Below are 587 nucleotides of genomic sequence, written 5' to 3'. Positions count from 1 at the left end.
TCCTCGATCATCTCGCGCCACTGGGCGACCCAGCCGACCGTGCGGGCGACGGCGAAGAGCACCGTGAACATCGAGGTCGGGAAGCCCATCGCCTTCAGGATGATGCCCGAATAGAAGTCGACGTTGGGGAACAGCTTGCGCTCGACGAAGTAGTCGTCCTCCAGGGCGATCTTCTCCAGCTGCATGGCCATCTCCAGCAGCGGGTCGTCGATGCCCAGTTCGCCCAGCACCTCGTGGCAGGACTTCTGCATCACCTTGGCGCGCGGGTCGTAGTTCTTGTAGACGCGGTGGCCGAAGCCCATCAGGCGGAAGGGATCGTCCTTGTCCTTGGCCCGCTTGATGAACTCGGGGATGCGGTCCTTGTGGCCGATCTCGCCCAGCATCTGCAGCACCGCCTCGTTGGCGCCGCCGTGCGCCGGGCCCCACAAGGAGGCGATGCCGGCGGCGATGCAGGCGAAGGGATTGGCATTGGACGAGCCGGCGATCCTGACCGTCGAGGTCGAGGCGTTCTGCTCGTGGTCGGCGTGCAGGATGAAGATGCGGTCCATGGCGCGCGCCAGCACCGGGCTGATCTTGTACTCCTCGCA

1 protein-coding gene is annotated in these 587 nt (G+C 65.2%); it reads right to left on the bottom strand.

Annotated elements, in window-relative coordinates; genetic code table 11:
- On the bottom strand, positions 1–587 hold a 587-nt coding region (locus WDC82_RS25120; protein ID WP_340120195.1), incomplete at both ends, for a citrate/2-methylcitrate synthase.

It is taken from the genome of Pelagibius sp. 7325, assembly GCF_037652055.1.
Lineage (GTDB): Bacteria > Pseudomonadota > Alphaproteobacteria > Kiloniellales > Kiloniellaceae > Pelagibius.
Note: the sequence above shows the minus strand (reverse complement) of the source record. Positions and strands in the feature narration are given on the sequence as shown.